Raw genomic sequence first — 19,997 nt, forward strand, 5'->3', positions numbered from 1 at the left:
CGCAGAACCATCTGGGCCCATCCCTGAACGGGGTGGGCCCTTTCGCATGCATGGAGGGGTCCGATGGGAACGCTCGCACTTTTCGGCTATGTCGTCGGCCACTTCGTCCTCGAGCAGAACGACAGCGCCGACCCTGGCGTGCTGCCTGACGAGATCCCGCTGAGCGGTGATCTGACGTTCATCTCCAACACGCCGAAGGTGGCTGTGGTCGGTGCTGTCCCCTCCCCGACGACCGTCTACTTCGACACGTTCAAGGGGGCCTTGGACGCGAATGGGAACGTGATCGACGCGAACGGCAACCCGGGCATCTGGTTGCCGGCGACGAACGACCCGGCAGACAACCCGTCCGGGTTCAACTACACGGTGAAGGCGACGTTCCGGAATGGGACGGCTGTCATCGCGAACGAGACGTACGTGATCAACGTGCCTGTGGCGTCCGCGACGGACTCGACGACGTGGACGGATCTGACGAAGGCTGCGCCGATCGCTTCCTCGGGCGGCATCGCGATCACGCAAGGCCCTCCCGGACCGGCTGTCATCCCGACGATCGGCACGGTCACGCAGGGCAGCGCACCGGGTGTGACGATCAGCAACATCACGACGAACCCTGTGGGCTACTCCCTGAACTTCGTGATCCCGATCCCGCCGATCGTGGACGACACGAACCATGTGCTGGTGTCCGCGCTGCCGAACCTCGACGCGGCACTCCCTCCCGGGATGCTGTTCTTCTCGATGGAGATCAGTGGCACCTACCAGCAGCGGCCGACGACCCGACCTGATCAGGCCTGTTTCTGGATCGGGCCTGACACCCCGCCTGTGGCGTCTCCGGTGAACACGGGCACGGCCGGCATGTACGGCATCGATCACTGGTTCCAGACGGTCTCATGAGCAGGCTGCAGCGCTGGGATCTGATCAACGGGGTTCTGACGCGGCGCGGGCACACGAGCATCATCCCGGGCGTCGTTCAGCACTCGGCCGGGATCCTGCGCCGTGCGGAACTGAGCGCACCAGGCGTCGTCGCGGCTGCCGATGGCATCTTGTACCGTGCCGAGCTCAACGCCGCGGGCATCAACGACGGGCGTCTCTACCGTGCCGAGCTCGACACGCCCGTGCAGGCGACGATCACGTCGGTGCCGCTGTCGTCGTTCCGTCAGTCCGGTGACACGTTCGAGGTGGCGCTGACCCGGCCAGCGACGGACACGATCGTCGACCTGGAAGGTACCACTCAGGTCTTCGCGGACTTCAACGAAGGCTATTACGACGGCATCTACCAGCCGCACATCATCGGGTTCACCAACGGAACGTTGGAGATGAGCCCGAACACCTCCAGCTATGCGTCGGCGGTGAACGCTCAGACGACGGGCACTGTCGCGGAGACGCTCATCCGTCTCGGCCGCGGCGGCGGGACTTACACGAACGGGGCGTACTTCGGTGCGACTCTGCAGGGCACCGCGCAGGGCCACATCTACAACGGCCTTGTCGTGTACTACTGCACGAACGCGATCGTGGAGAACTGCTCGTTCCTCGCGATCCCGGGTGCGTCTTCGGCGCCTCCTGGGGAGACGTTCCCGATCAACAACTACCTGTCGAACAACACCACCATCCGGAACGTGCTGGTTGATGGGCAGGGGGCCTCCGCGACGGGGATCGGGCATAACCAGGCGAACGGGATTCTGGTGCAGAACTCGACCTTCCAGAACATGGGTCACGGTGCGGGCGTCTCGCAGTACGAGTGCACGAATATCACCTACGAGAACTGCACCTTCCAGAACAACCACAGTGCCGGCGCGAACTTCGAGAAGAACAACGCGACGTCGATCACGATGGTCGGCTGCACCTTCCATAACAACGGTCACAACATGATCGTCGACACGGACGGCAGCAGCTCGATCGTGAAGATCTACGACCCCATCTGGGACGGCATGAACTCTGGGGTGCCGTTCAAGGTGTGCGTGCACTCGACGTACGCCTACCCGCCTGTGGCGAACCCTCCCGCGAACAAGCAGCTGCCATCTGACATTCACCTCTACATCGGCGGGGTGGATGTGACGGCGACCAAGCTGCAGGTTACGACCAACTGAACCCCCCCATCCATTTCGGACCCCGCTTCGGCGGGGTCTTCGTCGTTAAGGAACCCGTGCAATGACTCTGCTGAAGCAGGACAACGAGACGGCGACGCTCGGCAGTGCGATCGCCGCGTCCACGAATCCGTCAGGTGATACGCCGTTCAACCAGGTCAACATCAACGGCGCCGCGGTCATCGACAACACGCACGCCGTCCGCGGCACCCAGTCGATCAAGCTGTCCCCGGTGTCCGGGTCGGTTGACTCGTTCCGCTGGACGGGGCTGTCCTCGACCGCATACGCCGCATCGTTCTATCTCTGGGTAGATACGCTCCCCGGCACGGAGACATGGATCTGCAACATCACCGCCAGTGGTGTCCGATCGGGCATGCTCGTCATTTCGAACACGAACAAGCTACGCCTCATCGACACGCGCGGCACGTCGACTCCCGTGTGGACGGCAACGAACACGTTCCCGACGAGCCAGTGGGTGCGATGCGAGTTCTACCAGACCGTGGCGGCGTCCGGCGCGTCGCAGCAGGCGTCATACTTCCTCGGTGACTCCACCACTGCCGTCGACACTTCGACGCTGCTGACGACTGGGCAGACCGGTTCTGCCGCGGTGGATACCGTGGTGTTCGGGAAGTCGGACGGGGGCACATACGCGTCACCGTTCTGGTTCGATTCGATCCAGTTCCAGACGGCCGCGTCCGGGCTGATCGGCGCCTACCCGCAGGTCGCGTCCACCGTGGTGCGACCGACCTCGGACATTTCGAACTCCGGCGGCTGGAGCATCGCCGGCGGTTCCGGGTCGATGTCGATCGCCCTGGCTGACGAGTCGGACACCACGTACGTGCAGTCCCCGGACAACCCGACCGGTGGCTCCGAGGTGGTCAAGTTCGCGCTGCTGCAGACCGGTCTGGTGACGATCAAGGTGCGGCACAACGCGACCAACGCGTCCCCGGTGATCACGCGCACCTACGAGCTCGTGCAGGGTTCGTCCACGATCATCTCGACCCGGTCGGTGGTGCTGCCGACGACGATCACCGACTACTCGTGGACGACGACCTCCGCTGAGGCGGCGAACATCACCGACCGCAGTGACCTGCGGCTGGTCTGGTCGGATACGGTCTGATGGCTGCCGGCCAGCTTCTGCGGGCCGAGCTCAACACTCTGGCGGTCGCGGATGGTCGCCTGTACCGTGCCGAGCTCGACTCGCTCGACATCGCGGACGGTCGCCTCTACCGTGCCGAGCTGGACTCGGTGGTGGTCGCAGCCGGCCGGCTGTTGCGGGCGGAGATCGACTCGACAGCGTTCGCGGATGGTCGCCTGTATCGTGCCGAGCTGGATTCGGTGAATGCGCCGGTGAACGCTGGAGGCATCGTCAATCACATCGAACCGTGGTCGACGGTGACGTTGCAGGGTACCGGCGGTAACTCGCCTCCGACGACGCAGACGTGGGTGCAGACTTCGGGGCCAGCGGTCACGCTGTCCGGCTCCGGTGATTCACGCACCTACACGGCGCCCTCGGTGATCGGCGGTGTGACGCTGATCTTCGTGTACACGGTGGATGGCCAGTCCGCGGAGACATCGCATGTCATCGACGGTCCTACAGAGACGGATCTGAAGGCGTTGGTGCGTCGCCCGGTTCAACCTCACTGATTTGTCCCCCTCTCACTGCTCTCGGGCGGTGAGAGGGGGACTTTTCTGCGTTCATGACCATCTGCCCGACATGACGGGACAGGCGGATGCTGGGCGCTTCGACGACCCGGTAGAACCCTTCCGCGGCGGCGAGGATCACCGGGATGAGGACGGCGAGCACGGCCAGCCACCACCAGTTGTCGAGGCGTGTGGCGAGCGCTGCTGCGACGATGATCGGCTCATGGGTGAGGTACAGGCTGAAGGATCGTTTCCCCGCCCACTGGGTGAACCGGGATTCGAGCACATGCTCGACGGGTGCCGATGCGAACGCTAACGTGACGACGGTGGCGACTCCGAGGAGGGACAGCGCGTACGCTGCCGCCTGCTGGATCCCGTAGATCCCGTTGGGTGCGATGACGGTAGGTGTGACGATGGCGAGCAGTGCGGGCGCCAGCCACCATGCGGATAGGTGGAACCGGTGCCGTTGCTGGGCGAGCAGCATCCCGATGACGAACACGGGCAGGTACTGGAGGAGCCCTGCGGTGAGCCATGCGGCGGGGAGGGCGTGCACGACGGCGGGGAACCGTGCGGTCACGGACACGGCGATCATCAGCAGGCCGGCGGGAATCCACCATCGTTCGACGCGTAGCCACCGCAGGATGATGAACATGACGGGGATGAATAGCGAGTACCAGACTTCCCAGGTCAGCGACCACAGGGGGCTGTCGAGGTTGCTGGTTGTGAGGATGAGCACGAGGTCGCGACCGAACGAGCTCACGGTGGGCGTGTGATGCGTCTGCAACCACGTCGATCCGACATTTGGGTTGCGGACGACGATCAGCGCGAGGATGAGCGCGAACACGAGCGCACCCCAGACGGGCACGTACAACCGGATGATCCGCCGCGGGTAGTAGGCGGCGACGCTGCGACCGGTGGGTGCGTGTCTGAGGAAAGGGAGCGTGAGCACGAACCCGGAGAGCACGAAGAACACGAGCACAGCTTCGTGGCCGGCGAAAAGGAGCCGCAACGGTGTCGCGTACAGCCACCATGCGGGACTCCCGACTGCGGGGTTGGTGTGGGCGATGTAGAGGGCGGAGATCGCGGGGAGGATCAGCAGCCCGTGGTATCCGACGACGGTGAGCGCGGCGACACCTCGGAGCCCGTCGAGGGACGCGTACCGGTGCTCGCTCATTGGTTGTTCGCCGCCCAGATGAGGATGCTGATCAGTGCGAGCAGCATGCACGGTGTCCACAGGACGAGGGCGATGATCGATGACACCTTCGATTCGCCTTTGCGGTAGACGCCGAAGCCGCCGAGGGTGACACCGAGGACGGTGCCGAGCGCGGCGACGACGTAGGCGCCGGTGATCATCCCGGTGAGGATGACGATGGGTGGCAGCACGATCGCGAGGAATCCGACGAGGTTGCCTCGTCGTCGTGCTGGGGTTGTTTCGCTCATGGGTGGCTCCAGGTGGGGCCTGGTCCCCTCGACAGGATTCGAACCTGCGACCGGCCGATTAGAAGTCGGCTGCTCTATCCGCTGAGCTACGAGGGGGCCAGACAAGGTTACTATGCGGCTGAGTCCGTTCGACGGCGACCGGATCTGGTGGGCATGGCGACGGTGGGTTGCAGGTCGAAACCTGCGCGCATCTCATCCATGTCGACGAGCCGGTAGATCGCAGTGGTGTCTAGGGACTCGTGGCGGGCGTTCTGCTGGACGACGAACGGGTCGACGCCAGCACGGGACTGCAGGGTGATCATGGAGGCTCGGAGGTCGTGAGGGCGGTGCCCTTGGATGCCAGCTCGTTTGATCGCGTTGCCGATGATGGTGGAGACACTGTTGGAGAGGATGTGCCCTTCTCCGGCCGCGTAGAGGTGGTTCGCACGCCAGTTGGGGAACCAGTAACCGTCACGCGGCATCGTCTCCGCGAGCGTCCACATCTCTTCGGACAGGGGCAGATACTTCGTCTTGGCTCCCTTGCCGAAGATGCGGATCGTGCGCTCGTTCCAGTCGATGTCGTTGCCGTGGACCTTCGCGATCTCGTGGACACGCATCCCGAGGTAGTAGTGCAGGGCGACCATCATGCGTGTGCGACGGTACGCACCTGTCTCCAGGGTGCGTTCGATCTCCTCGATCGTGAACGGGTGCGGTGTGCGCTTGCGGGCTTTCACCCGTGGGAGGCGGGCGCCGGGGTTGTCCTCCCGGAACCCTTCGTCCTGCAGCCAGGTGAAGAGGGTGTGCAGCGCTGACTTGTAGTGTTGCCTGGTGGTGTTGGACCATTCCGGCGTGCCGAGGAACGCGATCAGCTCTGGTCGTGTCACGGTGAGCACGTTGCCGACGTTGGCCTCGACGTAGAGGTAGAAGCGGCGGCGTTCGTGGATGGTGTTGGGTGTGAGATCCTCGGCGCGCATGAACGCGAGCCATGCGGTGAGTGGTGAGGGTGGTTGCTCTTCCTTCATTCTGGTGTTCCCCCTGTGAATCAGTTGCGAGGATGCAAGATTAGGCCCCCCGCGCAGGGGGGTAGAACGTCCCTTTTTGGGGATTGACTGTGCATCGATTTCACGGCTATGGACGGGCTGTCAGATAGCTATGGATGCTCGGTGATTGCGTCTTTAGTGCGGCAGCCTGCTACCTGGTGTGCGGATTCCAGCGCATATGCGGGAAAAACGGGATGACGTTCGAAAATGCGACTTCATAATCTCTTGGTCGCAGGTTCGATTCCTGCCGGGGGCACCCTACGTTCACAAGGCCCGCGCCGCCGCCACCAGCACCTGGTTCAACGTCGGCACGCCCTCCGCCCGGAACACCTCGGCGCCATCCACACCCAGCACGATCACCGTCGGCGTCGAGCGGATGCCGTCCGACTCCGCACGCACAGGCTCGCGCGCAACATCCCGCTCCGTCACACGGAGCCCCGGCACGAGGCGCACCGCCTCGGCGAGCACCGCGCGCGTCTGCATGCACGGCTCGCAGAACGCCGACGTGTACAGAGTGAGGCCGACCTCCCGGGTGACGGGACGGTCAACGGCGGGTGTCGCATCCACGACGACCAGTGTACGTCGGGCGAATTCCCGGCGACCATCCCGCGACAGCGCCCGGCGCGTCACCCACGCGTCACCCCGGCGGCCGACAATCGGGGCGTGAGCAGGACCACCTACACGCGTTACGTGGCCCTCGGCGACTCGATCACCGAGGGGCTCTGCGATCCCGCGCCCGCGCGGCCGGGAGCCTGGCTCGGCTGGGCGGACCGCCTCGCCGGCATCCTCGACGGCGACGCGCGGCTCTCCGGCGGGACCGTGGAGTTCGCCAACCTCGCCGTCCGCGGCAGGCGCATCGCCGACGTGGTCGGCGAACAGGTGCCGGGAGCGCTGGCCCTGCGGCCCGACCTGGTGTCGGTGCTGGTCGGCGCCAACGACCTGATGAGCCCCACCGCCGACCCGGACGCGCTCGCCGAGCGACTCTCCGACGGGGTGCGGATGCTGCGCGCACACGGGACGACCGTGCTGCTGGCGAACCTCTTCGACCCGCAGTTCGCGTTCTTCCTGAAGCCGTTCCGCGGGCGCGCCGCGGTGTTCAACGCGAACATCTGGAGCATCGCCCGCGACCACCACGCCGTCGTGCTCGACGTATGGGGCGTGCGCGAGTTCCGCGACCCGGGGATGTGGGGCGCCGACCGCGTCCACCTCAGCTCGCGCGGACACCGGCTGCTGGCGGCGCACGCCGCGCACGCGCTGGGCGTCCCCTACGCGGAGACGACCTCCGCCGACAGCGGCGACGCGCCGGTGGGAGCGGCGGAGGGCCCACCCACCCCGCCGGAGGACCTCCCGCTGCGCACCTGGCTGCGCGTGCACGCCATCCCGTGGGCGGCCAGGCGGCTGCGCGGCATCTCCTCCGGCGACGGGCTCAGCCCCAAGCTCCCCGAGGCGCTGCCCGTGCGCGGCCAGGCCCTGGTCGCCGGCCAGCCGCGGATGGTCGGAGGCCAGCACTAGACTTGCGGGCATGGCTGCCTCAAGTGATCGACTGGTCTGGATCGACTGCGAAATGACCGGACTCGACCTCGAGGTCGACGAGCTCGTCGAGATCGCCGTTGTCATCACCGACTTCGAGCTGAACGTGCTCGACCCGGGGCTCAGCATCGTCATCAAGCCCGACGCGTCCGCGCTCGCCAACATGAACGACTTCGTGCGCACCATGCACACCACCTCCGGCCTCATCGAGGAGATCCCCGAAGGCAAGAGCCTCGCGGAGGCCGAGTACGAGGTGCTGGAGTACGTCCTCAAGTACGCGCCGACGGCACGCACGGCCCCGCTCGCAGGCAACACGATCGGGACCGACCGGATGTTCCTCGCCAAATACATGCCGCGCCTCGACACGCACCTGCACTACCGCAACGTCGACGTCTCCTCCATCAAGGAACTGGCCCGGCGCTGGTACCCGCGCATCTACTTCAACGCCCCCGAGAAGAACGGCGGCCACCGTGCGCTCGCCGACATCCTCGAGTCGATCCGCGAGCTCGACTACTACCGCGCAGCGGCCTTCGTGGGCGAGCCGGGACCCACCACCGAGCAGACCCAGGAGGCCGCCGCGGGCGTGGTGGAAAAATGGGCCGCCAGGATGTACTAGAATCGATGAGTTGCCTCGCGCGGAAGGGCCATCGCAGATGACCCGGAACGCACGCGGAACATGGTGGGTATAGCTCAGCTGGTAGAGCGCCTGGTTGTGGTCCAGGAGGTCGCGGGTTCAAGCCCCGTTACTCACCCCAACACGAAGAGCACGTCATCTCGATGACGTGCTCTTCGCTTTTCACTCGGCACTCCGGTGCACCACGAAGATGCCGCCGTGCGCCGGGAGGTGGCTGCGCTCGTGGTCCGTCTCGACGTACGCGTCGATGACGGCCACGATCCGGCGGTCGAGCTCGGCGACGTCCTCCGGCGACAGGTGCAGCGAGAAGCGCGCGAAGGTCGCGATGGAGGCCGGGCCGGCCTCCGCGAGCTCCTGCTGGAAGGCCTCCACCGGCGCCACGGTCCGGCCGGTGTCCTGCTCGTCCAGCGCCATCGACAGCCACCAGCTGCGCCCCGTCGAACGGTACGGCTTCTCGAGCGCGCCGCTGCCCCCCGACCGCACCGGCGCCGGCTCCAGGAAGCCCGCGGCCACCAGCTGACGGACGTGGTAGTAGACCGTGCCGGCGTCCTCCCCCAGCCGATCGGCGAGCTGCTTGTTGGTCAGCTCGCGGTCGCCGCACAGGCGCAGGATGCGCACCCGCAGCGGATGCGACAGCGCCTTGATCTCCGCGACCGAGGCCGGGCGACGCTTGGCGTCCGGGTCGGCGGACGGGCCGGGCACGCTGCGCGCGGCCTCCTCGGGCGTCTGGTCGGACATACCCCAGAGGATACCCGCCCGATTGAGTTTCTTGACATCGATTGAATTTTCTCAATCGACGTGTCAGGCTGGGCCCGTGACCTCGGAACGCGCGGCATCCGCACCCCTCGGCTCCCGCTACTGGAAGCTCTGGACCTCGTCGGCGCTCTCCAACCTCGCCGACGGCGTGATGAAGGTCGCGCTGCCGCTGGTCGCCATCCGCTACACCGACTCTCCCGCGCTCATCGCCGGCCTCACCTTCGCCTTCACCCTGCCGTGGCTGGTCTTCGCCCTCCTTGCGGGCGCGCTCGCCGACCGGTACGACCGGCGCAGGCTGATGCTGATGGCCAACATCGCGCGGGCGGCGTTCCTCGCCTTCCTCACGATCGCGGCCGTCGCCGGCGCCGGGTCGATCTGGCTGCTCTACGCCGCGGCGGTGTGCATCGGCGTCGCCGAGACCGTCTACGACACGTCGTCGCAGTCGATCCTCCCGCAGCTCGTGAGCAAGGCCTCCCTCTCCCGGGCGAACGGGCGGCTGTACGCGGCCGAGCTCACCACGAACGAGTTCGTCGGGCCGCCGCTCGGCGGTTTCCTGGTCGCGGCCGGCATCGGACTCGCCTTCGGGACGCCGGTGCTGCTCTGGGTCGCTGCTATCGGGATGCTGCTGCTCGTCCGCGGTCGCTTCACGACCGACCATCCGCGCACCACCACCATCCGTGCCGACATCGCGGAGGGGCTGCGGTTCCTGCGCGGGAGCACACTGCTGCGCACGCTCGCGGTCATGGTGGGCGGCTTCAACTTCGCCAGCAGCGCCGTGTTCACGGTGTTCGTGCTGTACGCGGTCGGCCCCTCCTCCGCGATGAAGCTGACCGACCCCGGGTACGGCCTGCTGCTGACCGCCTCGGCGCTCGGCAGCGTCGCCGGGACGTTCCTCGCCGAGCCCGCCGAACGGCTGCTCGGGCGCTCGAAAGCGCTCACCCTCACGGTGCTCGGCTCGCTGCTCACGGTCGCAACGCCGGCGTTCACCACGAACCCGTACATCATCGGGGCCGGATTCCTCCTCGGCGGCGTGACCGTCTCGATCTGGAACGTCATCACGGTGTCGCTCCGGCAGCGCGTGACGCCGCAGCGGCTGCTCGGCCGGCTGAACTCGGCGTACCGCCTGCTGGCGTGGGGAACGATGCCGCTCGGCGCCGCCGCAGCGGGCGTGATCGCCCAGTTCTTCGGCATCCCGGCGGTGTTCCTCAGCATGGGCGTCGTCGCGCTCGCGATGCTGATCGGGATGATCTGGGTCACCGACGCGCGCATGACGGCGGCCGAGACGGAGGCCGAGAAGGCCGACGAGCGCGACCACGCGACCTTCGGCGGCTGACCCGCCGACCGGCGCACACCGCGCTGCCAGGTTGGGCCGCCGTCAGGCCCGCGGAACGGCGCCGCGAGAGCGCGTGCACACGACTTTGCCAGCGTTCATGCCTCAGTCGTCCAGAGTAGGCGTCTAGCGTGGTCGAACGACAGCAGTGAATGCCGTCTGTGCTGCGCCGTGCGTCCAACCCCCGAAACCCCGGACGCGCCCCCGAAAACCTGGTGCGGCACACCCGCGCCGTACGTCGCGCCTCGGGGCCAGCCGGTCCAGTGGCGCTTCCGTGCGTCCCGGCGCGGTTGCCAGCCCGTCCGAGCGCTCTCCCCCGGGAGCGCTCTCAGCCGTGCGCCTCCCGAACAGGGATGCTGCGCGGCTCGGCGGGGAAGCCCGACCCAGGAAGTTTATGCTCAGCACTCTCAGCCACGCCGTCCGCTCATCCAACCTCTCCTTCGGGCGCGTCCTCACCGGCGCCGCCGCGATCATCATGTCGGCCAGCATCGTCGCCCCGATGATCGCGCAGCAGCAGGAGAGCGAACGCGCCACCCGCGAACTGTCCCAGTCCACCGGCATCCACCACGACCAGCTCGGCGTCTACGACACGCTCTGGCGCGACCGCCTCGAGGGCATCGCCCAGCAGAGCCTGACCAAGGCCCAGTCGACCGTGCAGGCGAACGCCGCCAAGACGGACACCACTGCCGCGAAGACCGCGATCGCCGGCCTCGACAACTACAAGAAGCTCGACGACACGAAGCTCCGCGCGCAGATCGACACCACCGACGCCGCCACCACGGCGCTCGCCGCCGCCGGTGTCGCCGCCGACCAGAAGGCCGCAGCCGCCGCAGCCGCAGCGGCTGCCGCAGCCGCCGCCATCCAGGCGAACGCCAACACGCCCGGCGGCGCACGCACCGCCGCCCAGTCCATCATGTCCAGCACCTACGGCTGGGGCTCCGACCAGTTCCAGTGCCTCGACAGCCTGTGGTCCAAGGAGTCCGGCTGGAACTACCAGGCCTCCAACAGCGGCAGCGGCGCGACCGGCATCCCGCAGGCGCTGCCCGGCAGCAAGATGGCCACCTTCGGCAGCGACTGGGCGAGCAACGCGACCACCCAGATCAAGTGGGGACTTTCCTACATCAAGGGCTCGTACGGCACCCCGTGCTCCGCGTGGAGCCACTCGGAGGCCATGAACTGGTACTGAGCCGGTTCGACATCCCCACGACATGAGGGGACGGCGGCCGCGCCGGTAGACTCGCCCAGGTGAGCACCGGCCCGGCCCCCGTCCCCTCCGTCGTCCCCGAGGTCCGCGGAGCGCACCTCGTCGGCAGCGTCAACCTGCCGGACGCCGGCGCCGTGTTCGGCGCCGTGAGCGCGCACCTCGGCGACCGGCTCCGCCGCATCCCCGACGGCGAGGTGGGCGAGCGGTTCTACTGGATCCAGTTCCAGACAAAGCGGTTCGACACCGTGGCCGGGCTGTCCCGCATCCCGGTCGAGCCGTACTACCTGCGCGGGATCTTCGACGGCCGGCCGTTCCAGCTCGACGCGGGCGTCGCGGCCGGCGACCTGGTCTTCCCCGACCTCGGGTATGCGGAGGCCGCACTGGCCTCCTATGCGGAGTTCGCGCGGCTGCGCGAAGCCGGCACGATCGCGCCGCACATCCGGTTCCAGGTGTCTCTGCCGACGCCGGCCGCGGTGATCGGCGCTTTCGTCGTGCCGGGCGACCGGGCCGCACTCGAGCCGGCGTACGAGCGGGCACTCCTCGGCGAGCTGACGCGCATCCTCGACGGCATCCCGCACGAGGACCTCGCGATCCAGTGGGACACCGCGGTCGAGTTCGCGCTCCTGGAGGGGCGCATCGAGCCGTGGTTCGCCGAGCCGGGCACGGCCGGGGTGCTCACCGGAGTCGTGGAGCGTTCGGTGCGGCAGGCCGCCGCGGTGCCGGATGACGTGGAGGTCGGCTACCACCTCTGCTACGGCGATGTCGAGGAGCAGCACTTCGTGCAGCCCGCGGACGCCGGGAACCTGGCGGCGGTCATCGGCGGCATCCTCGCCGACGCGCCGCGGCCGATCACGTTCTTCCACCTCCCGGTGCCGATCGAACGCGACGACCCGGAGTACTTCGCGCCCCTCGCCGCTCTCGACCTGCCGGAGTCGACCGAGCTGTACCTCGGCCTCCTGCACCACGAGGACGGCGTGGAGGGCGCGCGGCGCCGTGCCGCGGCGGCAGCGACGGCTCGGCCACGGTTCGGGGTGGCGACCGAGTGCGGCTTCGGCCGCGGACCCTCCGAGCGGACGGCCGGTCTCCTCGACCTGCACGCCGCCGTCGCCGAGGCCTGGTGACCATGCCACTGCACCTGGACCCCGACGCGTTCGAGGAGCTCGTCACCGACGAGCTCGACCGGCTCCCGGACGAGATGGTCGACGGGCTGGACAACGTCGTGTTCGTGGTCGAGGACCGCCCGGAGGACGGCTCGCTCGACCTGCTCGGCCTCTACGACGGCGTCGCCCTCACCGAACGGGACGCCTACGGCTTCGGCGAGATGCCCGACCGCATCATCCTCTACCGCGAGCCCTTGCTGTCGATCTGCGAGAGCGAGGACGAGCTCCGCGACGAGATCCATGTGACGCTCGTGCACGAGATCGCGCACTACTACGGCATCGACGACGACCGCCTGCACGACCTCGGCTGGGCCTGAGTCCACGACCGGAGCCGCCACCGGGCTAAGGCGCGGGTGAATCCTTCGGAATCCCGCGCAGTCGGAGTCCGAGTACTCCTGAATACCGCCCTCACCTCGTTGCTATAAACCCCTCACGCGACTCGTCTCTTGTGAGGCGCGCCAGGCAACGAATGAAAGGGTGGCAATGCCCACATCCGCGAACACCGTGAAACGCGCGGTTCGCCCCGGACTGATCCTCGCGACGGTCGTCGGAGTCCTGGTGTCGCTCGCCGCGACCTCCGGGCCGGCAGGCCCCGCGACGGCCGCGGGCGCCCTCGACTGCTCCGGCACGTCCATCTACGGCCTCGTGCCCGGCACCCTCGGGGCTCCGGACGTCGCGGACCTGCTGCGCATCGACGACACGTCCGTCGGCGGCGCTCAGCTGAACGCCACGGTCGCGTCCTCGAGCACGTTCAACGGGACGAACCCGAACGGGCTCGGCCTCACCGTCGGCGGCACCGGAGCGTTCATGGCCTCCGACAACGGCACGGTGATCCAGGGCTACGACGCCGCCACGGGCAACTGGACCGCGTACCAGGGCAAGACCGCCCCCGGCAGCGGCGTCACGGTCGGCGCGGTCGACCCGATCACGGGGATCTACTACTTCGGCGACGTCGGCACCAACGGCATCACCGGCCAGCTCTGGGGTTTCGACACGAAGACCGATCAGATGGTCAGCCCGTCGCCGCTGGTGACCTTCCCCGCAGTGGCGGGGCAGAACAACGGCGACATCGCCTTCGACGGCGGCGGAAACCTCTACCTCGTCTTCTCGTCCGCCACCGACGGCTCGCTCGAAGCGATCAGCGGCCCGCTCCCGCGGACGGCCGCGCAAGCCGCGACGCTGACACCGGCGACCCTGAGCACGTTCACCGTCCCCGGCGGCGCCGCCGTCAACGGCATCGCCTTCGACGGCAACGGGACGCTCTACCTGAGCCAGGGCAGCACCAACGGCATCTTCTCGATCGACCCGGGCACCGGCTCCTCCGACGGCAACCTGACACCGCTGCCCGCCTCCCAGACCGGTCCGTCCGGCACCGGCCTCGTCGACCTGGCGAGCTGCGCGTTCCCCCCGGCCGTCGGCGCCCAGAAGAACATCGCCTCCCGCGTGAACGCCACGGACCAGTTCGCGCTGAGCGTCACCGGCCCGACGGTCGGCCTCCCCGCCACGGCGGTGACGGTGGGCACGGCGACCGGACTGCAGCAGACGACGGACGGGCGCGTCCTCCAGGCCGGCCCCGCCCTCGCCCGCTTCGGCGACACCTACACCGCCACGGAGACGGCCGCGGGCACGACGGACCTGAACCAGTACTTCTCGACGTACAGCTGCGTGGACTCGGTGAACCCGGGGAACCCGCAGTTCCCGATCACCGGAACCGGGACCACCGTGTCCTTCGCGCTGGCGACGTACGCGGGTGAGTCGCCCTCGGTGGTCTGCACCTTCACGAACACGGCACGCGCGGCGTCGCTGGCCCTGACGAAGACGGTGAGCCCGGCGACGGTCGCGAAGGTCGGCGACACCGTGGAGTACACCTACACGGTGACCAACACCGGCAACACGCTCCTGACCGGCATCGGCGTCACCGAGACGGCCTTCACCGGCACCGGGACCGCCCCGACGCCGAACTGCCCGACCACCACTCTGGCGTCCGGGGCGAGCGAGCAGTGCACCGCCTCCTACGCCGCGACCGCGGCCGACATCGATGCGGGCACCATCTCGAACACCGCCGTGGCGGGCGGCCAGGACGCGGTGGCGGGAGCAGTGACCAGTCCGGCGGCGACTGCGGATGTGACCGCCCAGCAGTCGCCGAGCCTGACCCTCGAGAAGAAGGCGGACCCGACCAGCATCACCGGCGCCGGGCAGCCGATCACCTACTCGTTCGTGGTGACGAACAGCGGGAACGTGACCCTGACCGCGGTCGGCATCACCGAGCAGAGCTTCTCCGGCAGCGGAGGCCCGCTGACGGTGACCTGCCCGGCGAACACCACGCTGGCCGCGGGGGCCTCGCTGACCTGCACGGCTGACTACGAGTCGACGGATGCCGACTACGCCGCCGGCAGCATCACCAACACGGCGGTGGCCGACGCGACCGACCCCACCGGCGCGGGCGTCCAGTCGGCGGAGTCCACTGCGGTGGTCGACGCCATCCGCGTGCCTGTCGAGAACCCGCCTGCGGCGAACCCACCGGCGGCGAACCCGCCCGCCGCGAACCCGCCCGCCGCGAACCCGCCCGCGGCGAACCCTCCGCTGGCCGACACCGGCAGCGAGGTGCTGTCGTGGCTCGCGCCGCTGGCCGGGCTCCTCGCGCTCATCGGCACGGGACTCGCGGTGATGGTGCGACGCAGGACGGCTCGCAACCAGGGCTGAGCGGATGACCGCCTGACCGGCTGAGAGACCGACGCACGATGCCCCGGGAGTCACCGACTCCCGGGGCATCGTGCCGAGCCGCTAGAGCGACTCCTCGTCCTTGTCGGCCTCGACCGGGTCGCTGTCGGGAGCGTCGAAGTGGTACGAGACGTGACGCTCGCCGTTGACGCTGCGCTCCTCGCCCGCGACGTACCAGAACAGCGACTCGAGGCCCTCGACCGCGGCGACCGCCCCGATCCGGTCGTCCACCTTGCCGCCGACCAGGTAGCGCCGCTCGGCCGTCCCGACGAGGGGGCCGTCCGCGTATTCGACGATGTACTCACGGTCGGAGGGGGATGTCTCGCTCATGGCTCCACCGTAGACCCCGAGGGATGCCGGGGTGCAGAACCGATCGGCCAGTCGGTGACGTCCAGCACGAGGTCGGCCCGCTCGCGTGGGTCCTCGCGGGCCAGGTACTCCTCGAACTCGGACTGCCACTGATCCCAGTGCGACGCGAACGTCGCGCCGTCGCGGTCGAGCGCGCGCGTCTTGCGGAGGGCGTCGTCGGCGTCCAGCCAGATCGCGAGGTGCGCCCAGCGGACGTTGGCCGCGGCGAGCGTGCCGCAGCCCTCCACGACGACCGGCGCGGTGCCCGCGATGTCGTGCCATTCGGCCGGGCGTTCGCCCGCCCAGTCCCACTGCCGCCAGCGCCCGTGCCCGGCGAGGGCGAGCGGCTCGAGGAGGTCGCCGGCCAGCGCGCCGCTCGCGGCGAGGAGGCCGTCCCAGCCGGGGTAGAGGTCGTCCATCCTGACGAGGCGCGGCGTGTCGGCGCCGGGCCAGTGCCGCACGAGCAGGTCGGCGAGCGAGCTCTTCCCTGCACCGCTCGGGCCGTCGATCAGGACGACGGGGGCCGCCTCTCCCCCGGTCGCCGCCATCGCGTCGGCGACCGCGCCGAGCAGCTCGCACAGCTGCGGCAGCTCCCGCAGCTCCGCCGGCTCGGGCGGTTGGTCAGGAGCCCAGGACATTCCAGCTCCCCACTGCGATCGCCACCGCCGCTGCCGTGCCGGCCACCAGGAGGGCGACCACCAGCGCCACCCAGTCCCGCCCGCGGAACACCGACGGGCGTGCCCAGGTGCGGGCGACCTGCGCGCCGAAGCCGCGGGCCTCCATCGCCGTCGCGAGCTTGGACCCGCGGCGGATCGAGAGCACGAAAAGCGAGAACGACTGGCCGAGGAAGCGCCGCAGCGCCCCGGTCTCCGCCACCCCGCGCGCCCGCCGTGCGAGCGTGAGCGCGCGCCAGTCGTCCACGAAGAGCCCCACCAGCCGGAGGCCGGCGAGCCCGCCGAGCACGAAGCGCGCCGGCAGCTTGAGCAGCTGCGCCAGGCCGTCGGCGAGGTCGGTCGGGTCGATGGTCACGAACAGCAGCACGGCGGGCAGCCCGATCGCGAGCACGCGCAGGAACGTCGCGAGGCCGAGCTGGAGGGAGCCGTCGCTGACCTCGATCGCCCACCAGTGCAGATAGACGGTCCCGGCGGTCCGGCCGTAGAGCACGGTGGTGAGTCCGGCGAGCGGCGCCGCGATCAGGATCGGCGAGGTCCTGGCGAGCAGGACGCGCACCGGGATCGCGGCGAAGCAGAGCAGGACGAGCTCCAGCCCGAGGGCCACGCCCGCCGACACCGGGTCGATGGAGACCAGCAGCACGGCGGTGACGATGAGCGCGGCGCCCAGCTTGGACACCGGGTTGAGGGTGGCGAGCGGGCCGCTGCGGACGGGTTCGGCGATGGTCACGCGACCGCCTCCCGCCTGGCGTCGAGCCGCAGCCCGTCGGCGCCGATGGCCGCGGCGAACTCGTAGTCGTGGGTGGCGGCGACGACGGCGTGGCCCTCCTCGCGCAGCCCGGCGATCAGCTCGACGAGCCGGCGCCAGGTGTTCGCGTCCTGGCCGTAGGTCGGCTCGTCCAGGACGAGGAGGCGCGGGCGGGTCGCGAGCGCGGTCGCGACCGACAGGCGGCGCTTCTGGCCGCCCGAGAGTGTGAACGGGTTCGCCTCAGCGAGCGCGGAGAGCGCGAGCGCCTCCAGCAGCTGCTCGACGCGCGCCGCGATCTCGCTCTGCGCGAGCCCGAGCGCGCGCGGTCCGGCGGCGAGCTCGTCGCGCACGGTGGAGGCGATGAACTGGTGCTCGGGGTTCTGGAAGACGGTGCCGATGCGGGTCAGGAGCTCGCGCGAGCGCCAGGCACCGGGATCGGAGGCCGCTCCGGTCGCCAGCGCGGGCGCGGCGGTGAGGGCTCCGCCCAGGGCCGGCATCAGACCGCCCAGCGTGAGCGCCAGCGTCGACTTGCCGACCCCGCTCGGGCCGGTGAGCGCGAGCGCGGAGCCCTCGGCGATCGCGATGTCGGCGCGGAACGGGAGGGCGTGCGCCAGCAGGTCGCCGCCGCGCTCAGCGCGCTTCCGCGCGCGACGACCGGCGAACAGCGGCGACCGGCCGACGGCGAGCGAGGCGGCCTCCAGCAGCGGCGCCCCGGGGGTGACCTGGCGAGCGGCGGGCACGGGCTCGTCGGGCAGCCAGACGCCGGCCTCCCGAAGCCGTCCCGCCGTGTCGGCGAGCACCGTCTCCGGCGCTCCGTCGGCGAGCACGCCGCCCGCGGCGTCGAGCACGATGACCCGGTCCACCAGGTCCCGCCAGACGGCGACCCGGTGCTCCACGACGATCAGGGTCGCGCCGGTCCGCTCCAGCACCGCGGATACCGCGTCCCTGACCTCCCGCGCGCCGTCCGGGTCGAGGTTCGCGGTCGGCTCGTCCAGCAGGAGCAGGCCGGGACGCATCGCGAGCAGGCCCGCCAGCGCGAGCCGCTGCTTCTGGCCGCCGGACAGCTGCGCGGTCGAGCGGTCCAGCGGGAGGTCGAGCCCGACGGCCTCCAGCGACCAGCGCACGCGCGCCCAGAGCTCGTCGCGCGGGACGCCGAGGTTCTCGCAGGCGAACGCCACGTCGTCGCCGACGCGGGCGAGGATCACCTGCGCGTCCGGGTCCTGCAGCAGCAGCCCGGAGGCGCCGCGCGCCTCGGCGGGATGCCGGCCGCCGACGCGGAGGTCGCCCTCCGCCTCGCCGTCGTCGTCGCCGCCCAGCACGCCGGCGAGCCCGGCGAGCAGGGTCGACTTGCCCGCGCCGGACGCGCCGAGCAGCAGCACCCGCTCCCCCGGCTCGATGGCCAGGCTCAGCCCGCGGACCGCCCAGGCCTGGCGGCCGGCGTGCCGCCAGCCCCAGTCGCCGACGTGGACGGCGACCGGGGCCGGCGGAGAGCCGGCCGGACTCAGCTGCGGCATGACAGACTCCCGGCCGTCGCCTAGACCCGCCCCGTGACCTCGCGGCCCGCGGCGAACCGATTGAGCGCCCCGGTGCGGGCGATGGCCTTGACCAGCAGCCACGAGCCGAGACCGGCCACGACGATGCCGGAGACGGTGGTCGTGATCGTGTAGACGATCGCGAACTCCGGCTTGGAGCCGGGGTACGAGTAGATCAGGTCGAGGATGGACTCGGCGAGGCCGGTGCCTGCACCCGCGATCAGCGCGGTCACCAGGTTCCAGCGGGCGTAGAGGAACAGCGCGAAGACGATCTCCGCACCGAGGCCCTGCACCACACCGGACAGCAGCGTGGCGAAGCCCCACTGCGTGCCGATCAGCATCGAGACGACGGCCGCCACGACCTCGCCGTACAGGGCGGCGCCGGGCTTGCGGACGATGAGCGCGACGAGCACGCCGGCGAACAGCCACGGGCCGTTCAGGATGCCCTGGAAGCCGGGGAGGACGGCGGTCACCGGCCCCGAGATCGGGTTGTAGGCCTGACCCCAGACCCAGAAGACGACGCCGGCGGCGACGGCGACGACGCTGGCGACGACGATGTCGACGACCCGCCAGCGGAGGATGCGCTTGGACGGCGCGGAGACGGACGAAATTGTTGCGTGCACTGTTCGTGCCCCTTCTGTTCAGAAATGAGGGCACGGGATTGTGAGATGCCTCCCTGCGCTGGCATGACCCAGATCAGGTTCGACGGTCGAAACTTGGAGAAGCTTCCTCTCAGCCCGGCTCACCGGACTCCCGTGTTCAGGAGTTCAGTGTAGACCGCCGGGCGGCAGTGCGCGTGCGCGTTACCGCTTGAGCGCGCGGATGACCCGCGCCCAGGCGTGGCCGGCCACCCACACGAACGGGATGGCGACCGCGAGCAGCGTGATCAGGTTCGGCCGGAACCGCACGCCGGTCTCGTCGCTGATGTACGCGCCGAACGGGACGGCGGCGCCGCCGCCTCCCGCACCTCCCGGCGCCGAGTCGTCGCCCGGGCCTTCACCCGCGCCGAAGCCGAACTGCACCGCGGCGACGGGGACGATCGTGGTGCCGTCGACGACGATCGGCTCGCCGTAGACCGACTTGATTCCGGAGGAGCTCATCGTCTCGGCGAGCTTGAGGGAGAGGTTCGTCATGGGTTCACCGTACCCGGCGGCTCCCGGCGTGACCAGGGCGGTTCTGCCC

Annotated in this window: 22 protein-coding genes, 2 tRNA genes and 1 riboswitch; of the genes, 12 read left to right on the forward strand and 12 right to left on the reverse strand. The window is 69.4% G+C overall.

What is annotated here, in order from left to right; genetic code table 11:
* The first annotated feature begins 63 nt into the window (after positions 1-63).
* The 4 genes from ACFRFH_RS12185 (at position 64) to ACFRFH_RS12200 (ending at position 3,725) form a co-directional block, all read left to right on the forward strand.
* Entirely contained in the window at positions 64-888 is an 825-nt protein-coding gene (locus ACFRFH_RS12185) for a hypothetical protein (RefSeq protein WP_382463261.1), read from the forward strand.
* Positions 885-2,081 carry a right-handed parallel beta-helix repeat-containing protein gene (locus ACFRFH_RS12190; protein ID WP_382463262.1) on the forward strand — a complete coding sequence of 399 codons (1,197 nt, stop codon included), beginning with the start codon at positions 885-887 and terminating at the stop codon, positions 2,079-2,081. The genes ACFRFH_RS12185 and ACFRFH_RS12190 overlap by 4 nt, the downstream gene beginning before the upstream one ends.
* A gap of 61 nt (positions 2,082-2,142) precedes the next feature.
* The gene (locus ACFRFH_RS12195; protein ID WP_382463263.1) at positions 2,143-3,198 is read left to right on the forward strand and encodes a hypothetical protein; all 1,056 of its coding nucleotides are present in this window, start codon (positions 2,143-2,145) and stop codon (positions 3,196-3,198) included.
* Positions 3,198-3,725: a hypothetical protein gene (locus ACFRFH_RS12200; RefSeq protein ID WP_382463264.1), complete on the forward strand. Its 528-nt coding sequence runs from the start codon at positions 3,198-3,200 to the stop codon at positions 3,723-3,725. The genes ACFRFH_RS12195 and ACFRFH_RS12200 overlap by 1 nt, the downstream gene beginning before the upstream one ends.
* Here ACFRFH_RS12200 and ACFRFH_RS12205 read toward each other — a convergent pair.
* The 5 genes from ACFRFH_RS12205 to ACFRFH_RS12225 form a co-directional block, all read right to left on the reverse strand.
* Positions 3,673-4,896 (reverse strand): acyltransferase family protein, encoded by a 1,224-nt coding sequence (locus ACFRFH_RS12205; protein ID WP_382463265.1) that lies wholly within the window; start codon positions 4,894-4,896, stop codon positions 3,673-3,675. The two genes, ACFRFH_RS12200 and ACFRFH_RS12205, sit on opposite strands and share 53 nt — an antisense overlap.
* Positions 4,893-5,162 (reverse strand): hypothetical protein, encoded by a 270-nt coding sequence (locus ACFRFH_RS12210; RefSeq protein WP_382463266.1) that lies wholly within the window; start codon positions 5,160-5,162, stop codon positions 4,893-4,895. Before ACFRFH_RS12210 ends, ACFRFH_RS12205 begins: the two co-directional genes overlap by 4 nt.
* Positions 5,163-5,182: 20 nt before the next feature.
* Positions 5,183-5,258: transfer RNA gene (locus ACFRFH_RS12215), tRNA-Arg, on the reverse strand.
* Positions 5,259-5,272: 14 nt separating this feature from the next.
* Positions 5,273-6,163 (reverse strand): tyrosine-type recombinase/integrase, encoded by an 891-nt coding sequence (locus ACFRFH_RS12220; protein ID WP_382463267.1) that lies wholly within the window; start codon positions 6,161-6,163, stop codon positions 5,273-5,275.
* Between the two features lie 282 nt (positions 6,164-6,445).
* The gene (locus tag ACFRFH_RS12225) at positions 6,446-6,748 is read right to left on the reverse strand and encodes a thioredoxin (protein ID WP_382463268.1); all 303 of its coding nucleotides are present in this window, start codon (positions 6,746-6,748) and stop codon (positions 6,446-6,448) included.
* Positions 6,749-6,844: 96 nt separating this feature from the next.
* Here ACFRFH_RS12225 and ACFRFH_RS12230 point away from each other — a divergent pair, with 96 nt between their 5' ends.
* The 3 genes from ACFRFH_RS12230 (at position 6,845) to ACFRFH_RS12240 (ending at position 8,466) form a co-directional block, all read left to right on the forward strand.
* Positions 6,845-7,693 (forward strand): SGNH/GDSL hydrolase family protein, encoded by an 849-nt coding sequence (locus tag ACFRFH_RS12230; RefSeq protein ID WP_382463269.1) that lies wholly within the window; start codon positions 6,845-6,847, stop codon positions 7,691-7,693.
* A gap of 10 nt (positions 7,694-7,703) precedes the next feature.
* Entirely contained in the window at positions 7,704-8,327 is a 624-nt protein-coding gene (gene orn / locus ACFRFH_RS12235; protein ID WP_382463270.1) for an oligoribonuclease, read from the forward strand.
* Between the two features lie 63 nt (positions 8,328-8,390).
* Positions 8,391-8,466, forward strand: a tRNA-His gene (locus tag ACFRFH_RS12240).
* 41 nt (positions 8,467-8,507) lie between these two features.
* On the opposite strand, the gene ACFRFH_RS12245 is transcribed toward ACFRFH_RS12240, so the two are convergent.
* Positions 8,508-9,083, reverse strand: a complete 576-nt coding sequence (locus ACFRFH_RS12245) for an ArsR/SmtB family transcription factor (protein ID WP_382463271.1) — start codon at positions 9,081-9,083, stop codon at positions 8,508-8,510.
* A 76-nt stretch (positions 9,084-9,159) separates the two neighbouring features.
* Here ACFRFH_RS12245 and ACFRFH_RS12250 point away from each other — a divergent pair, with 76 nt between their 5' ends.
* The 5 genes from ACFRFH_RS12250 to ACFRFH_RS12270 all read left to right on the forward strand — a co-directional run bounded on the left by ACFRFH_RS12250 (position 9,160) and on the right by ACFRFH_RS12270 (position 15,498).
* Positions 9,160-10,434 carry an MFS transporter gene (locus ACFRFH_RS12250; RefSeq protein ID WP_382463272.1) on the forward strand — a complete coding sequence of 425 codons (1,275 nt, stop codon included), beginning with the start codon at positions 9,160-9,162 and terminating at the stop codon, positions 10,432-10,434.
* Positions 10,435-10,825: 391 nt separating this feature from the next.
* Positions 10,826-11,617 (forward strand): hypothetical protein, encoded by a 792-nt coding sequence (locus tag ACFRFH_RS12255; protein ID WP_382463273.1) that lies wholly within the window; start codon positions 10,826-10,828, stop codon positions 11,615-11,617.
* A 59-nt stretch (positions 11,618-11,676) separates the two neighbouring features.
* Positions 11,677-12,756, forward strand: coding sequence for a hypothetical protein (locus tag ACFRFH_RS12260; RefSeq protein ID WP_382463274.1), 1,080 nt, complete (start codon positions 11,677-11,679; stop codon positions 12,754-12,756).
* Between the two features lie 2 nt (positions 12,757-12,758).
* On the forward strand, positions 12,759-13,112 hold the full coding sequence (locus tag ACFRFH_RS12265) for a metallopeptidase family protein (RefSeq protein WP_382463275.1): 354 nt from the start codon (positions 12,759-12,761) through the stop codon (positions 13,110-13,112).
* Between the two features lie 166 nt (positions 13,113-13,278).
* Entirely contained in the window at positions 13,279-15,498 is a 2,220-nt protein-coding gene (locus tag ACFRFH_RS12270) for a hypothetical protein (protein WP_382463276.1), read from the forward strand.
* Positions 15,499-15,579: 81 nt separating this feature from the next.
* Here ACFRFH_RS12270 and ACFRFH_RS12275 read toward each other — a convergent pair whose 3' ends face one another.
* The 6 genes from ACFRFH_RS12275 to ACFRFH_RS12300 all read right to left on the reverse strand — a co-directional run bounded on the left by ACFRFH_RS12275 (position 15,580) and on the right by ACFRFH_RS12300 (position 19,948).
* Positions 15,580-15,846, reverse strand: coding sequence for a hypothetical protein (locus ACFRFH_RS12275; protein WP_382463277.1), 267 nt, complete (start codon positions 15,844-15,846; stop codon positions 15,580-15,582).
* Positions 15,843-16,502, reverse strand: coding sequence for an ATP-binding protein (locus ACFRFH_RS12280; protein WP_382463278.1), 660 nt, complete (start codon positions 16,500-16,502; stop codon positions 15,843-15,845). Before ACFRFH_RS12280 ends, ACFRFH_RS12275 begins: the two co-directional genes overlap by 4 nt.
* Positions 16,486-17,265: an energy-coupling factor transporter transmembrane component T family protein gene (locus ACFRFH_RS12285; protein ID WP_382463279.1), complete on the reverse strand. Its 780-nt coding sequence runs from the start codon at positions 17,263-17,265 to the stop codon at positions 16,486-16,488. Before ACFRFH_RS12285 ends, ACFRFH_RS12280 begins: the two co-directional genes overlap by 17 nt.
* Positions 17,262-18,797, reverse strand: coding sequence for an ABC transporter ATP-binding protein (locus ACFRFH_RS12290; RefSeq protein ID WP_382463280.1), 1,536 nt, complete (start codon positions 18,795-18,797; stop codon positions 17,262-17,264). The genes ACFRFH_RS12285 and ACFRFH_RS12290 overlap by 4 nt, the downstream gene beginning before the upstream one ends.
* A 20-nt stretch (positions 18,798-18,817) precedes the next feature.
* Positions 18,818-19,438, reverse strand: a complete 621-nt coding sequence (locus ACFRFH_RS12295; protein WP_382463281.1) for an ECF transporter S component — start codon at positions 19,436-19,438, stop codon at positions 18,818-18,820.
* 32 nt (positions 19,439-19,470) lie between these two features.
* Positions 19,471-19,582: riboswitch (TPP riboswitch) on the reverse strand.
* Between the two features lie 36 nt (positions 19,583-19,618).
* A complete protein-coding gene (locus ACFRFH_RS12300; RefSeq protein WP_370052963.1) occupies positions 19,619-19,948 on the reverse strand; it encodes a GerW family sporulation protein in 330 nt (109 codons plus the stop codon).
* Positions 19,949-19,997: the final 49 nt, after the last annotated feature.

Origin of the sequence: Leifsonia sp. NPDC056824 (assembly GCF_042789575.1) — a bacterium.
Classification (GTDB): Bacteria; Actinomycetota; Actinomycetes; order Actinomycetales; family Microbacteriaceae; genus Leifsonia.

Excerpts from the sequence above, each read along its gene's own strand:
- ACFRFH_RS12190 (WP_382463262.1), top strand. The coding sequence starts at position 885 with ATGAGCAGGCTGCAGCGCTGGGATCTGATCAACGGGGTTCTGACGCGG.
- ACFRFH_RS12245 (WP_382463271.1), bottom strand. The coding sequence starts at position 9,083 with ATGTCCGACCAGACGCCCGAGGAGGCCGCGCGCAGCGTGCCCGGCCCG.
- ACFRFH_RS12205 (WP_382463265.1), bottom strand. The coding sequence starts at position 4,896 with ATGAGCGAGCACCGGTACGCGTCCCTCGACGGGCTCCGAGGTGTCGCC.
- ACFRFH_RS12270 (WP_382463276.1), top strand. The coding sequence starts at position 13,279 with ATGCCCACATCCGCGAACACCGTGAAACGCGCGGTTCGCCCCGGACTG.
- ACFRFH_RS12275 (WP_382463277.1), bottom strand. The coding sequence starts at position 15,846 with ATGAGCGAGACATCCCCCTCCGACCGTGAGTACATCGTCGAATACGCG.
- orn (WP_382463270.1), top strand. The coding sequence starts at position 7,704 with ATGGCTGCCTCAAGTGATCGACTGGTCTGGATCGACTGCGAAATGACC.
- ACFRFH_RS12265 (WP_382463275.1), top strand. The coding sequence starts at position 12,759 with ATGCCACTGCACCTGGACCCCGACGCGTTCGAGGAGCTCGTCACCGAC.
- ACFRFH_RS12200 (WP_382463264.1), top strand. The coding sequence starts at position 3,198 with ATGGCTGCCGGCCAGCTTCTGCGGGCCGAGCTCAACACTCTGGCGGTC.
- ACFRFH_RS12220 (WP_382463267.1), bottom strand. The coding sequence starts at position 6,163 with ATGAAGGAAGAGCAACCACCCTCACCACTCACCGCATGGCTCGCGTTC.
- ACFRFH_RS12195 (WP_382463263.1), top strand. The coding sequence starts at position 2,143 with ATGACTCTGCTGAAGCAGGACAACGAGACGGCGACGCTCGGCAGTGCG.
- ACFRFH_RS12210 (WP_382463266.1), bottom strand. The coding sequence starts at position 5,162 with ATGAGCGAAACAACCCCAGCACGACGACGAGGCAACCTCGTCGGATTC.
- ACFRFH_RS12280 (WP_382463278.1), bottom strand. The coding sequence starts at position 16,502 with ATGTCCTGGGCTCCTGACCAACCGCCCGAGCCGGCGGAGCTGCGGGAG.
- ACFRFH_RS12300 (WP_370052963.1), bottom strand. The coding sequence starts at position 19,948 with ATGACGAACCTCTCCCTCAAGCTCGCCGAGACGATGAGCTCCTCCGGA.
- ACFRFH_RS12290 (WP_382463280.1), bottom strand. The coding sequence starts at position 18,797 with ATGCCGCAGCTGAGTCCGGCCGGCTCTCCGCCGGCCCCGGTCGCCGTC.
- ACFRFH_RS12255 (WP_382463273.1), top strand. The coding sequence starts at position 10,826 with ATGCTCAGCACTCTCAGCCACGCCGTCCGCTCATCCAACCTCTCCTTC.
- ACFRFH_RS12185 (WP_382463261.1), top strand. The coding sequence starts at position 64 with ATGGGAACGCTCGCACTTTTCGGCTATGTCGTCGGCCACTTCGTCCTC.